Here is a 13,330-nt window from a genome sequence, read left to right as displayed (position 1 = left end):
GATCCTCTGAATATTTGAACCGTTAAACCGCGGCAGCGCCGCCGACGATTTCCGAGATCTCTTGGGTGATCGCAGCCTGACGCGCCTTGTTGTAGACCAGCTGCAAATCGCTGATCAAATCACCGGCGTTGTCGGTAGCGTTCTTCATCGCGATCATCCGCGCAGCTTGTTCAGCCGCGTTGTTCTCGACCACCGCCTGGTAGACCTGCGACTCCACGTAACGGACCATCAAGCCGTCGAGCAGCTCCTTGGCATCCGGTTCGTAGAGATAGTCCCAGTGGTGCTTGAGTTCTTGATCCGGGGTTGCCACCAGTGGAATCAACTGCTCCACGGTAGGCTGTTGTGTCATGGTGTTGATGAACTTGTTGGACACCACGGACAGGCGGTCAATACGGCCGTCCAGGTAGGCATCCAGCATCACCTTGACGCTGCCGATCAGATCATTGATCGACGGCTCTTCACCCAGGTGGCTGATAGCTGCAACGACGTTACCGCCGAAGTTGCGGAAGAAAGCCGCACCCTTGCTACCAACTACACACAGATCGATCTCGACGCCGTTTTCGCGGTTTACCGCCATGTCCTTGACCAAAGCCTTGAACAGGTTGGTGTTCAAGCCACCACACAGACCACGGTCACTGCTCACTACGACATAACCGACACGCTTTACTTCACGGTCGATCATGAACGGGTGGCGATATTCCGGGTTAGCGTTGGCCAGATGGCCAATAACCTGGCGGATGCGCTCCGCATAAGGACGGCTAGCAGCCATGCGCATTTGTGCCTTGCGCATTTTGCTGACCGCCACTTTTTCCATGGCGCTGGTAATCTTTTGCGTGCTTTTGATGCTCGCAATCTTACTGCGAATCTCTTTTGCGCCTGCCATGTAACACCTATCAGGTTAGCAAGCGGGAGCCGCTAGGCTCCCGCTGCGGCTTACCAGGTTTGGGTGGCCTTGAACTTCTCGATACCGGCTTTCAGGCCGCCATCGATTTCGTCATTGAAGTCACCCTTCACGTTGATCTTCGCCATCAAGTCGGCGTGATCGCGGTTGAAGTAAGCAATCAGCGCTTGTTCGAAGCTGCCGATCTTGGCGATTTCAACGTCGGTCAGGAACCCACGCTCAGCGGCATACAGCGACAGCGACATGTCGGCGATCGACATTGGCGCGTATTGCTTCTGCTTCATCAGCTCGGTAACGCGCTGACCATGCTCAAGTTGCTTACGGGTCGCTTCGTCCAGGTCAGAAGCGAACTGGGCGAATGCCGCCAGTTCACGGTACTGAGCCAGAGCGGTACGGATACCACCGGACAGCTTCTTGATGATCTTGGTCTGAGCGGCACCACCCACACGGGATACCGAAACACCGGCGTTCACTGCAGGGCGGATGCCCGAGTTGAACATGGCCGATTCCAGGAAGATCTGACCGTCGGTGATGGAAATCACGTTGGTCGGAACGAACGCGGAAACGTCGCCAGCCTGGGTTTCGATGATCGGCAGTGCGGTCAGGGAACCGGTTTTGCCGGTCACTGCGCCGTTGGTGAACTTCTCTACGTACTCTTCCGAAACGCGGGATGCGCGCTCCAGCAGACGGGAGTGGAGATAGAACACGTCGCCTGGGTAAGCTTCACGGCCTGGTGGACGGCGCAGCAGCAGGGAAATCTGGCGGTAAGCCACTGCTTGCTTGGACAGATCGTCATAAACGATCAGCGCGTCTTCACCGCGGTCGCGGAAGTATTCGCCCATGGTGCAACCGGAGTACGGAGCCAGGAACTGCAGTGCTGCAGATTCCGAAGCGCTCGCTGCAACGATGATGGTGTTAGCCAGTGCACCGTTTTCTTCCAGCTTGCGAACAACGTTGGCGATGGTCGATTGTTTCTGACCGATCGCTACGTATACGCAGAAAATGCCGCTGTCTTTCTGGTTGATGATCGCGTCGATCGCCAGAGCGGTTTTACCGATCTGACGGTCACCGATGATCAGCTCACGCTGGCCACGGCCGACAGGGATCATGGCATCGACAGCCTTGTAGCCAGTCTGTACAGGCTGGTCTACCGACTTACGCCAGATCACGCCTGGAGCAACTTTCTCGACCGCGTCGGTCTCGGTGTTGTTCAGCGGACCTTTGCCGTCAACTGGGTTACCCAGTGCGTCGACTACGCGACCCAGCAGTTCCTTACCAACCGGAACTTCCAGGATGCGGCCAGTGCACTTGGCGCTCATGCCTTCAGCCAGAGTCTGGTATGCGCCCAATACAACGGCACCTACAGAGTCTTGCTCCAGGTTGAGGGCCATGCCGAAGACGCCGCCCGGAAACTCGATCATCTCGCCGTACATTACGTCGGCCAGACCGTGAATCCGCACGATGCCGTCAGATACGCTGACGACAGTGCCTTCGTTACGGGCTTGGGAGGTCACATCGAGCTTGTCGATGCGGCCCTTGATAATTTCACTTATTTCGGAAGGATTGAGTTGCTGCATTGCTCTGCTGCCCCTTCAAACTCAAGATTTCAATGCTTCGGCAAGTTTCGCGATTTTGCCGCGAATCGAGCCATCGATAACCAGGTCGCCGGCGCGGATGACAACACCCCCAATAAGGGATGAATCTTCCTCGACTTGCAGGCGCACTTCCCGGTTGAGTCGTGCACTGAGAACCTTGGCGAGTTTGTCTTGCTGTTCTTGGTTCAATGCGAAGGCACTGGTCACTTCAACGTCTACCGATTTCTCTTGCTCGGCCTTGTACAGGTCGAACAGAGCGGCGATCTCCGGCAACAGCGGGAGACGGTCGTTTTCGGCAACGACGTGAATGAAGTTCTGTGCCTTTACATCAAACTTGTCGCCGCACACGTCAATGAACGTGGCGGCCTTTTCTGCGCTCGTCAGTCGCGGGGCCTTGAGCACGCGCTGCATGGTGTCGTCTTCCGACACCGCTGCTGCCAGGCCGAGCATGGCTGACCAATTGGCCAGTTGCTGGTGGGCCTGAGCGTGCTCGAAGGCCGCCTTAGCGTAAGGTCGGGCCAACGTGGTCAGTTCTGCCATGATCGCCCTCGCTTAGATTTCAGCAGCCAGTTGGTTAACCAGCTCTGCGTGCGCGTTTTGATCGATTGCTTTGCCCAGGATCTTCGAAGCACCGCCAACGGCCAGGCTACCCACTTGGGCGCGCAGCGCGTCTTTGACGCTGTTCAGTTCCTGTTCGATCTCGGCCTGAGCCTGAGCCTTCACACGGTCAGCTTCGACGCGAGCCTGTTCACGGGCTTCGTCGACAATCTGGGTACCGCGTTTCTTGGCTTGCTCGATGATTTCAGCTGCCTGAGCTTTCGCTTCGCGCAGTTGCTGACCCGCTTTTTCTTGGGCCAACTCCAGGTCGCGAGCTGCTCGGCTGGCAGCGTCCAGACCATCAGCGATCTTCTTTTGACGTTCGTGCAGAGCCGTGATGACCGGAGGCCATACGAACTTCATGCAGAACAGTACAAAAATCAGGAACGCAACGGACTGGCCAATCAGGGTCGCATTAATGTTCACGCCAACACCTCGCAGTTACGTTGTCCATCACACCAAATTACCCGGAAGATCCGAGTAATTAGCCAGCGATCTGACCAACGAACGGGTTCGCAAAGGTGAAGAACAGAGCGATACCAACACCGATCATGGTTACGGCGTCGAGCAGACCGGCAACGATGAACATTTTAACTTGCAGCATTGGAACCATTTCTGGCTGACGCGCTGCGCCTTCCAGGAACTTGCCGCCCAGCAGGCCGAAACCAATTGCGGTACCCAGTGCGCCCAGGCCGATCAACAGTGCAACAGCGATAGCGGTTAGACCAACTACAGTTTCCATCTTTCCTCCCGACTTTTACGTCGTATGGTTTAGGTTTTTTTAATTTAAAGCGGTAAAACAAATCGTTTCAGAGGCCCCGTGAAGAGCCCCTTCCCGTTTGACCGGGAAGGACATCAGACTAGTCGAGACTGGTCTTAATGGTTTTCTTCGTGCGCCATCGACAGGTAGACGATGGTCAACATCATGAAGATGAACGCCTGCAGGGTGATGATCAGGATGTGGAACACAGCCCACGCCCACTGCAGAACGACGCCCAGGCCGCTGAGCCAGAGCAGACCGCTGCCGAACATCACAGCAATCAGAATGAAGACCAGTTCGCCGGCATACATGTTGCCGAACAGACGCAGAGCCAGGGAGATCGGCTTGGCGATCAGGGTCACGAATTCCAGCAGGAAGTTCACCGGAATCAGCAGGGCTTGAACGAAGATGTTCTTGCTGCCGAACGGGTGCAGGGTCAGCTCGCCGATGAAGCCGCCGAGGCCCTTGACCTTGATGCTGTAGAAAATGATCAGTGCGAAAACCGAGAACGCCATGCCCAGGGTCGCGTTCGGGTCAGTGGTCGACACGGCACGGAACGGGATGTGTGCGTCGCCGGAGATCAGGATGGCCAGTTGAGGAATCCAGTCGACCGGTACCAGGTCGACGGCGTTCATCAGGAACACCCAGACGAAGATGGTCAGTGCCAGCGGTGCAATCACCGGGCTACGGCCATGGAAGCTGTCTTTCACGCTGCCATCGACGAATTCGACCAATACTTCAACGAAGTTCTGCAAAGCACCTGGCTGACCCGAGGTCGCTTTCTTTGCCGCCATGCGGAAAAGAAGAACGAAGATCAGACCCAATGCGACCGACCAGCCGAGGGTATCGACGTGGAAAGCCCAGAAGCCCATTTCCTTGGCTTCTGCTGCGGTGTGGGCAAAGCCCCAGCCGCCGGTTGGGTGCTGACCGAAGGTCAGGTTCTGCAAGTGGTGCTGGATATAGCCCGAAGCGGTTGTTTCTGCCATGGTTGCCTCAAACGCCCTAAGGTCTCGAAAGTCTTGTTCTCATCAGCAGGGGAGCGAACCAGCTGACTGACTGAGTCAGCACGAAGACACCGAATACTGCAATCGGCGCCAATGGCTTCACACCTGCAAACACCAGTGCAAACAGCACTGCCGTCAAAATCAGTTTGCCTGCCTCGCCGGCATAAAAAGACCGGACGATGGACTGGGCTGCTCGGGCGCCGGAAAACCGAAATGCCCTGTGAGCGAAATAAACATTGGGCAGCAAGGCTATCAGGCCTCCGCAAAGTCCCGAGTACCCGGCAACGACTCCCCGCCATTGCCAGAGCGCCAAAGCAGCGATGAGCAAAACGACAAATTGAGCCATTAACACCGGAAAAACTGCCAGGCGATGGAAGGGCAAGCGGTTTGGCGTGCGGGTTTCCATCACTTTTGCTCTCCAATGGTCGGCTGCCAGAATTCAATAACTTGGCATAATTTGTGCCGACAAAATGCGCGCAGAGTATAGGGGCGGTTCTGCCCCTATTCAACTGTCAGGTAGTGATTTCCGACTGCGCGCTACATGAGGAAATGTTTCAGCGAATATGTGCAAGTACGCCTTGAAGCTCATCCAGGGAGTTGTAGCCAATCACCAACTGCCCTTTACCCTTCTTGCCGTGGCGGATCTGCACCGCAGAGCCTAGGCGCTCAGCCAGGCGCTGTTCGAGGCGGGCGATATCCGGGTCCGTTTTTTGGGGTTCCACAGGCTCCGGTTTGCCACTCAACCACTGGCGAACCAGTGCCTCAGTCTGGCGCACGGTCAGCCCGCGTGCGACAACATGTCGCGCCCCTTCAACCTGTTGATTTTCCGGTAAACCGAGCAAAGCACGGGCATGACCCATTTCCAGGTCGCCGTGGGACAACATGGTCTTGATGACTTCCGGCAAGGAAATCAGGCGCAGCAGGTTGGCCACGGTCACCCGGGACTTGCCCACGGCCTCGGCGACCTGTTGCTGGGTCAGCTGGAACTCCTGCTGCAAACGCTGCAGGGCCACCGCCTCTTCTATCGGGTTCAGGTCTTCGCGCTGGATGTTCTCGATCAGGGCGATGGCGATCGCGGTTTCGTCGGGTACATCGCGAACCATCGCCGGTATGGTTTCCTGCCCCGCCTGCTGGCTGGCACGCCAGCGACGTTCGCCAGCAATGATTTCAAAACGACCACTACCGATCGGGCGAACCACGATGGGCTGCATGACACCCTGGGCCCTGATCGACTGCGCCAGTTCTTCCAGCGCCTGCGGGTCCATGTCACGACGCGGCTGGTATTTGCCGCGCTGGAGCAGATCCAGGGGAAGGTGTTGCAGCTCACGCTGATCGGCTTGCGCCGCTTGTTCTTCCAGCGAGCTGACAGTCGGACCACTCAACAGAGCATCCAGTCCACGTCCGAGACCTCGTTTCTTGACGGCCATGGGGATTCCTTAAGTTGCCTGAGCGGCGGCGATGCGTGAGTTTTTGCGTTGACGACGAACCATTTCGCCCGCCAATGCCAGATAGGCAACGGCACCTCGCGACGCTTTGTCGTACGCCAGCGCCGGCATGCCGTAGCTTGGCGCTTCGGCCAGACGGATGTTGCGTGGAATGACGGTGTCGTAGAGCTGTTCGCCGAAGTGTTCCTTGAGCTGCGCCGAGACATCGTTCATCAGGCTCAGGCGCGGGTCGTACATCGTCCGCAGCAGGCCTTCGACCTTGAGGTTCGGATTGAGCAGTTCAGCGATACGCTTGATGTTATCCACAAGGTCGCTCAAGCCTTCGAGCGCGAAGTACTCGCACTGCATGGGGATAATGACCCCATCGGCGGCAACCAGTGCATTCAAGGTCAGCATCGACAGCGACGGCGGGCAGTCGATCAGAATGTAATCGTAGTTTTCCCGGATCGGCGCCAGCGCGCTGCGCAGACGGCTTTCCTTCATCTGCATTTCCAGCAGCACCACTTCGGCCGCGGTCAGGTCGCGGTTGGCCGGCAACAGCTGGTAACCACCGTGTTCGGAGAAGTGCATGGCCTGGGCCAGGTCGCACTCACCGATCAACAGGTCGTAGACCGAGTTTTCCAGACCATGTTTATCCACACCGCTACCCATGGTGGCGTTGCCCTGTGGATCGAGGTCGATCAACAGCACCCGGCGCTTGGTCGCGACCAGGGATGCTGCGAGGTTGATGCAGGTGGTGGTTTTGCCCACGCCACCTTTTTGGTTCGCTATCGCGAATACCTTAGCCATTCTTGCTTGTGTTCCCAATCATGCCGTGCGGCGCAGTATCAGCAGATGGCGTTGGCCTTGGCAACCAGGTACGGCCAGGGCGTGTTCGCTATCGAGGTGGAAGTCTGCCGGCAATGCTACCAGCTCATCGGCCGGATGAACGCCCTTCATTGCCAGCCAGCGTGTTTTGGCGTCGCCGAGGTGACGAGTCCAGTTGCTGAAGTTTTCCATGCTGCTGAACGCCCGGGAAATAATCCCGTTGAAGGGCTGGGCAGGCTGGAACGCTTCGACGCGACTGTGGATAACTTGCAGGTTATCCAGTTTGAGTTCGAGTTTGACCTGGGTCAGGAAGCGGGTTTTCTTGCCGTTGCTGTCCAGGCATGTCACCTGGGACTCGGGAAACAGGATAGCCAGCGGAATGCCGGGCATGCCGCCGCCGCTACCAACGTCGAGCCAGCGTCCGTTTTCGATGAATGACATCACGCTCAGACTGTCGAGCAGGTGACGGGAGACCATTTCGTCCGGATCACGCACGGCGGTGAGGTTGTAAGCCTTGTTCCATTTGATCAACAGGGCCAGATAACCCAGCAGTTGCGCGTGCTGGGTTTCTGTCAGCGTGACGCCAAGCTGGCGGGCACCTGTGGATAACTCTTCTGCATGTTGCGAAGTGACCAACGAACTCAAGCGCTTTGCTCCAACTGACGGCCCGCGCCGCGTTTTTTCAAATGAATCATCAACAGCGAAATGGCTGCCGGCGTTACGCCCGGGATACGCGAGGCCTGGCCCAAGGTTTCAGGGCGGGTCGCACCGAGCTTGCTCTGGATCTCTTTGGAGAGACCGGAAATATTCGTGTAATCGATATCCACAGGCAATTGGGTGTCTTCGCTGGCGCGCAGGCGGGCGATTTCATCCTGTTGACGATCGATGTAGCCGGCGTACTTGGTCTTGATTTCGACCTGTTCGGCGACTTGTGGATCTTCTGCACCGCCTCCGGTCACGGCGATCAGACCAGCGTAGTCGATTTCCGGACGGCTCAAGAGATTCAGCAGGTTGTATTCGTGGGTCAGCGGCGTGCCGAATTTTTCGGCAATCGCATCGCCCTGTTCAGTGCCCGGGCGAACCCAGGTGCTTTTCAGGCGCTGCTCTTCCAGTTCGATGCTTTCGCGTTTTTTGCAGAAAGCCGCCCAACGCGCGTCATCCACCAGGCCCAGTTCGCGACCTTTTTCGGTCAGGCGCAGGTCAGCGTTGTCTTCGCGCAGAATCAAACGGTATTCGGCGCGGGAGGTGAACATCCGGTACGGCTCTTGGGTGCCGAGGGTAATCAGGTCGTCGACCAACACACCGATATAGGCCTCGTCGCGACGCGGGCACCAGGCGTCTTTGCCTTGCGCGCGCAGTGCGGCGTTGGTTCCGGCGAGCAAACCCTGGGCGCCGGCTTCTTCGTAACCGGTGGTGCCGTTGATTTGCCCGGCGAAGAACAGACCGCCGATCACTTTGGTTTCCAGGCTGTACTTCAGGTCGCGCGGATCGAAGTAGTCGTACTCGATGGCGTAGCCCGGGCGCACGATGTGTGCGTTTTCCATGCCGCGGATCGATTGCACGATCTGCAATTGCACATCGAACGGCAAGGATGTGGATATCCCGTTCGGGTACAGCTCGTTCGTGGTCAAACCTTCCGGTTCGATGAAGACCTGGTGGCTTTCCTTGTCGGCAAAGCGATGAATCTTGTCTTCGATCGACGGGCAGTAACGCGGACCGATGCCTTCGATCTCGCCTGCATCGGAATACATCGGCGAACGGTCGAGGTTGGCCGCGATGATTTCGTGGGTACGGGCGTTGGTGTGGGTAATCCAGCAACTGATCTGACGTGGATGCTGCTCTTTGGAACCCATGAACGACATCACCGGGATCGGCGTATCGCCGGCTTGCTCGGTCATCACCGAGAAATCCACAGAACGGGCGTCGATACGCGGCGGCGTACCGGTCTTCAGGCGACCGACCCGCAAAGGCAATTCACGTAGACGGTGAGCCAGGGCAATCGACGGAGGATCACCGGCACGTCCGCCGGAGAAATTCTGCAAACCAATGTGGATAAGTCCACCGAGGAAGGTGCCTGTGGTCAAAACCACCGAGTCGGCGAGGAAACGCAGGCCCATCTGGGTCACTACGCCGCGCACTTGTTCCTGCTCGACGATCAGGTCATCAGCGGCCTGTTGAAATATCCACAGGTTCGGCTGGTTTTCCAGGATTTCGCGGACAGCTGCCTTGTACAGAACCCGGTCGGCCTGTGCGCGGGTTGCACGCACGGCCGGGCCTTTGCGGCTGTTCAACACACGAAACTGGATGCCGCCTTTATCGGTAGCCATGGCCATCGCGCCGCCGAGGGCGTCAATTTCCTTCACCAGGTGGCTTTTGCCGATCCCGCCAATGGCCGGGTTGCAACTCATGGCTCCGAGGGTTTCCACGTTATGCGTCAGCAAAAGGGTTTTCACCCCCATACGTGCTGAGGCCAGTGCTGCCTCGGTACCGGCATGACCGCCGCCGATGACGATCACTTCAAAACGGGAAGGGAAATCCACCACGCACCTCGTGCCTGCTTAAGTAGGTAATTCAGGAATAGTTTGAGCTCAGGTTTTCGGACCTGGTCGACAAGTATAGGGACTTCGCCCTCCCTAAAGAACCCTTTGCACAAAATTTAACCAGCTGTGGAAAAGTCGGAGTTATAGAAATTAAAAAGAGAGAAATTTATTAAATCTTTGTTTTTATGTTTATTTCTATGCACCTGCCTTTCTGTGGATAGATCTCTACAGGCCTTTATTTTCAATATGTACAGCGATTCAAAACCCTGTGTTCATGTGCCAATGAGGCCCTTGGATAACCGGTGTAAGCCTGTGGATGAAAGGGCTGGTTATCCACAGAGGCGGTTATGTTCAGTTTTCAGGCCCTGTTATCAACTGACCTTAGCGGCGGTTATTCACAGGGCTTAATCCACAGAAAAGTGTCGTTTGCCCGAAATTCAGGCACGAGAATTCCGCTCAAGCAGGCAAAGTCCGCTCGGCACTGGAGGGTTTATTCAGAAAAAGAGAGAGCAGACAGGCACGAACGGCCTGTCTGTGAATACCAGGAGGGCTACTTGCCGATACAGAAACTGGAGAAAATTCGCCCCAACAGATCGTCAGAGCTGAAGGCGCCGGTGATTTCTCCCAGCGACTGCTGAGCCTGGCGCAGATCTTCGGCCAACAACTCGCCAGCACCGGCCAGGGTCAACTGGGCACGACCATGTTCAAGGGCAGCACTGGCATGACGTAACGCTTCAAGGTGTCGCCGGCGAGCACTGAAGCTGCTTTCGGACGTTTGCTCGTAGCCCATGCAGGCCTTGAGGTGATCACGCAGCAGCTCCAGACCGACACCTCCGGACCTGGCGCTCAAGCTGATGGTGACGTGGCCGTCGTCGCTGATCTCCATGGCAATGGCTTCGCCCGTAAGGTCGGCCTTGTTGCGGATCAGGGTAACTTTCGCGGGATCGGGACGGGTTTCGAGAAATTCCGGCCACAGTGCGAACGGATCGAGGGCTTCCGGTGCGGTGGCATCGACCACCAGCAGTACCCGATCCGCTTCACCGATGGCTTTCAGGGCACGTTCCACGCCGATTTTTTCCACATGGTCATCGGTATCGCGCAGACCGGCAGTATCCACCACATGCAGCGGCATGCCATCGATGTGGATATGTTCACGCAGTACGTCACGGGTAGTGCCGGCGATTTCAGTCACGATGGCCGCTTCGCGCCCGGCCAGTGCATTGAGCAGGCTGGATTTACCGGCATTCGGACGACCGGCAATGACCACTGTCATGCCGTCTCGCAGCAAGGCACCCTGCCCGGCTTCACGCATGACAGTGGATAACTCGTCACGCACGTTGTCGAGCATGCTCAGGACATGGCCATCGGCGAGGAAGTCGATTTCCTCTTCCGGGAAATCGATGGCCGCTTCGACGTAGATGCGCAGGCCGATCAATTGCTCGGTGAGGTTATGCACACGTGACGAGAAAGCACCTTGCAGGGAGCGCAACGCATTTCGCGCAGCCTGGGCAGAACTGGCTTCAATCAGGTCGGCAATTGCCTCCGCCTGGGCCAGGTCAAGCTTGTCGTTGAGGAACGCACGCTCGCTGAATTCCCCCGGCCGGGCAAGCCGGCAACCCAGTTCCAGGCAGCGCTGGAGCAACATATCCAGAACAATCGGGCCACCATGTCCCTGGAGTTCCAGTACATCTTCGCCGGTAAACGAGTTTGGCCCCGGAAAATACAGCGCGATGCCCTGGTCCAGCACCTCGTCGTGTTCACCAAAAAAGGGACCGTAGTGGGCAAATCGCGGCTTGAGCTCGCGACCACTGAAAGCCTTGGCCGCAACGCTGGCCAACGGCCCGGAAATACGCACGATGCCTACACCACCACGACCTTGAGCGGTGGCGACGGCGGCGATGGTTTCACGAGGAACGCTCATAAACCGGTATCCAGACAAAAGTGACAGATAGCAAAACGCCCCACTAGGGGGGCGTCTTGAGTGGTTATCCACAGTGTAAATCAGGCAGCTGCTTTGGCAGCCGCTTCGATCTTACGAGTGATGTACCACTGTTGGGCGATCGACAATACGTTGTTCACTACCCAGTACAGCACCAGACCCGCCGGGAACCACAGGAAGAAGAAGGTGAAGATGATCGGCATCAGCTTCATCACCTTGGCCTGCATCGGATCCGGAGGCGTCGGGTTCAGCTGCTGCTGGATGAACATGGTTGCACCCATGATGATCGGCAGAATGAAGAACGGATCCTTGATCGACAGGTCAGTAATCCACAGCATGAACGGCGCCTGGCGCATTTCAACGCTTTCAAGCAGAACCCAGTACAGCGAGAGGAAAACCGGCATCTGCACGAGGATTGGCAAGCAACCACCCAGCGGATTGATCTTCTCTTTCTTGTACAGCTCCATCATGGCTTGCGACATTTTCTGCCGGTCATCGCCATGTTGCTCTTTCAGCGCGGCCAGTTTTGGTGCCACTGCACGCATGCGCGCCATGGATTTGTAGCTGGCAGCCGACAACGGGAAGAAGATCCCCTTGATCAGCATGGTCAGGAAGATGATCGACCAGCCCCAGTTACCGACCAGCGCGTGGATATGTTGCAGCAACCAGAAGATTGGCTGGGCAATGAACCACAGAATGCCGTAGTCGACGGTCAGTTCCAGACCTGGGGACAACTCTTTCAGCACGGCCTGGCTTTTCGGGCCGGCGTACAGAACAGCGCTGGTCTCGGCCTTGGCGCCCGGGGCAACACTCATCGATGGGCCGGTGTAGCCGATGATGTAGTTGCCTTTGCTGTCTTTACGGGTCTGGACGACGTTGTTTTCGCCCTTGGCCGGAATCCATGCGGTCACGAAGTAGTGCTGCAACCAGGCAACCCAACCGCCAGTGACGGTTTCTTTCAGCGGCGACTTGTCCATGTCCTTCATGGACACTTTTTTGTACGGCTCCGAACTTGTCCACAGGGCGGCGCCCAGGTAAGTCGCGGTGCCGGTGGCTGTGGTCGACGAAGGATCGGCGCTGGCGTCACGCTTCAACTGGGCGAACATCGCACCAGTCCAGGGCTGGGCGCTCTGGTTGTCGATCAGGTAGGAAACGGTTACGTCATACAAGCCGCGTTTCAGGGTGAAACGCTTGATGTAGTTGACGCCGTCCTTGCTGAACTTCAGGTCCACGACCAATTGGTCCTGACCGTCAGCCAGCTGATAAACCTTCTTCTCCGAGGAATAAACCGGACGACCGGCCGGATTTGCATCCGGACCGTTGGTGCCGATCAGACCGCTTTGTGCCAGATAAGTACGTTCGCCGCCGTTATCGAACAGCTGGAACGGAATTTCCGGGTGATCCTGACGACGCGGATACAGCGGCAGGGTCAACTGAGCAACATCACCACCTTGTGGGTCGATAGCCAGGTCCAGTACATCCGTTTTGATCTGGATGAGGTCCTTGCTCACAGCCACCGGTGTTTCGGCAGGTGCGCTGGTGTCGCTAGCAGCACGTGGAATGTCGTCACTGGCGGAAGCGTTGGAGCCAGATGCCGTATCCGGCAGGCTCGATGCAGTCGTATTGGTGGCAACATTCTGAGTCGGCAGGGCAGCCTGGCCATAGTCCTGGTTCCATTTAAGAACCATAACGTAGGACACGATTGCCAGGGCGACGATCAGGATCGTGCGTTTGATATCCAT

At 57.1% G+C, this 13,330-nt stretch carries 13 protein-coding genes; all 13 read right to left on the bottom strand.

Annotated elements, in window-relative coordinates; all coding sequences use genetic code 11:
- Nucleotides 1-22 precede the first annotated feature (22 nt).
- Complete coding sequence (gene atpG, locus AC3WN7_RS11765) at nucleotides 23-883, bottom strand: F0F1 ATP synthase subunit gamma (RefSeq protein ID WP_007934344.1); 861 nt, start codon at nucleotides 881-883, stop codon at nucleotides 23-25.
- Between the two features lie 50 nt (nucleotides 884-933).
- Nucleotides 934-2,478: a F0F1 ATP synthase subunit alpha gene (atpA, locus tag AC3WN7_RS11760; protein WP_007969905.1), complete on the bottom strand. Its 1,545-nt coding sequence runs from the start codon at nucleotides 2,476-2,478 to the stop codon at nucleotides 934-936.
- Nucleotides 2,479-2,499: 21 nt separating this feature from the next.
- Entirely contained in the window at nucleotides 2,500-3,036 is a 537-nt protein-coding gene (locus AC3WN7_RS11755; RefSeq protein ID WP_007985049.1) for a F0F1 ATP synthase subunit delta, read from the bottom strand.
- Nucleotides 3,037-3,048: 12 nt separating this feature from the next.
- Nucleotides 3,049-3,519 carry a F0F1 ATP synthase subunit B gene (locus AC3WN7_RS11750; protein ID WP_007969903.1) on the bottom strand — a complete coding sequence of 157 codons (471 nt, stop codon included), beginning with the start codon at nucleotides 3,517-3,519 and terminating at the stop codon, nucleotides 3,049-3,051.
- 58 nt (nucleotides 3,520-3,577) lie between these two features.
- Nucleotides 3,578-3,835 carry a F0F1 ATP synthase subunit C gene (atpE, locus tag AC3WN7_RS11745; RefSeq protein ID WP_003097235.1) on the bottom strand — a complete coding sequence of 86 codons (258 nt, stop codon included), beginning with the start codon at nucleotides 3,833-3,835 and terminating at the stop codon, nucleotides 3,578-3,580.
- A 134-nt stretch (nucleotides 3,836-3,969) separates the two neighbouring features.
- Nucleotides 3,970-4,839 (bottom strand): F0F1 ATP synthase subunit A, encoded by an 870-nt coding sequence (atpB, locus tag AC3WN7_RS11740; protein ID WP_015097443.1) that lies wholly within the window; start codon nucleotides 4,837-4,839, stop codon nucleotides 3,970-3,972.
- A 16-nt stretch (nucleotides 4,840-4,855) separates the two neighbouring features.
- Nucleotides 4,856-5,263 (bottom strand): F0F1 ATP synthase subunit I, encoded by a 408-nt coding sequence (locus tag AC3WN7_RS11735; protein ID WP_007969901.1) that lies wholly within the window; start codon nucleotides 5,261-5,263, stop codon nucleotides 4,856-4,858.
- A gap of 148 nt (nucleotides 5,264-5,411) precedes the next feature.
- Nucleotides 5,412-6,284: a ParB/RepB/Spo0J family partition protein gene (locus tag AC3WN7_RS11730; RefSeq protein WP_095964409.1), complete on the bottom strand. Its 873-nt coding sequence runs from the start codon at nucleotides 6,282-6,284 to the stop codon at nucleotides 5,412-5,414.
- Between the two features lie 9 nt (nucleotides 6,285-6,293).
- Entirely contained in the window at nucleotides 6,294-7,091 is a 798-nt protein-coding gene (locus AC3WN7_RS11725; protein WP_007969897.1) for a ParA family protein, read from the bottom strand.
- 18 nt (nucleotides 7,092-7,109) lie between these two features.
- Nucleotides 7,110-7,754 (bottom strand): 16S rRNA (guanine(527)-N(7))-methyltransferase RsmG, encoded by a 645-nt coding sequence (gene rsmG, locus AC3WN7_RS11720; protein ID WP_102673709.1) that lies wholly within the window; start codon nucleotides 7,752-7,754, stop codon nucleotides 7,110-7,112.
- Nucleotides 7,751-9,649 (bottom strand): tRNA uridine-5-carboxymethylaminomethyl(34) synthesis enzyme MnmG, encoded by a 1,899-nt coding sequence (gene mnmG, locus AC3WN7_RS11715; RefSeq protein ID WP_102673708.1) that lies wholly within the window; start codon nucleotides 9,647-9,649, stop codon nucleotides 7,751-7,753. Before mnmG ends, rsmG begins: the two co-directional genes overlap by 4 nt.
- 550 nt (nucleotides 9,650-10,199) lie before the next feature.
- Nucleotides 10,200-11,570: a tRNA uridine-5-carboxymethylaminomethyl(34) synthesis GTPase MnmE gene (mnmE, locus tag AC3WN7_RS11710; RefSeq protein WP_095964413.1), complete on the bottom strand. Its 1,371-nt coding sequence runs from the start codon at nucleotides 11,568-11,570 to the stop codon at nucleotides 10,200-10,202.
- An 80-nt stretch (nucleotides 11,571-11,650) separates the two neighbouring features.
- Complete coding sequence (gene yidC, locus AC3WN7_RS11705; protein ID WP_102673707.1) at nucleotides 11,651-13,330, bottom strand: membrane protein insertase YidC; 1,680 nt, start codon at nucleotides 13,328-13,330, stop codon at nucleotides 11,651-11,653.

It is taken from the genome of Pseudomonas sp. FW305-70 (assembly GCF_058783925.1).
This window is presented reverse-complemented; position numbering and strand designations above follow the sequence as displayed.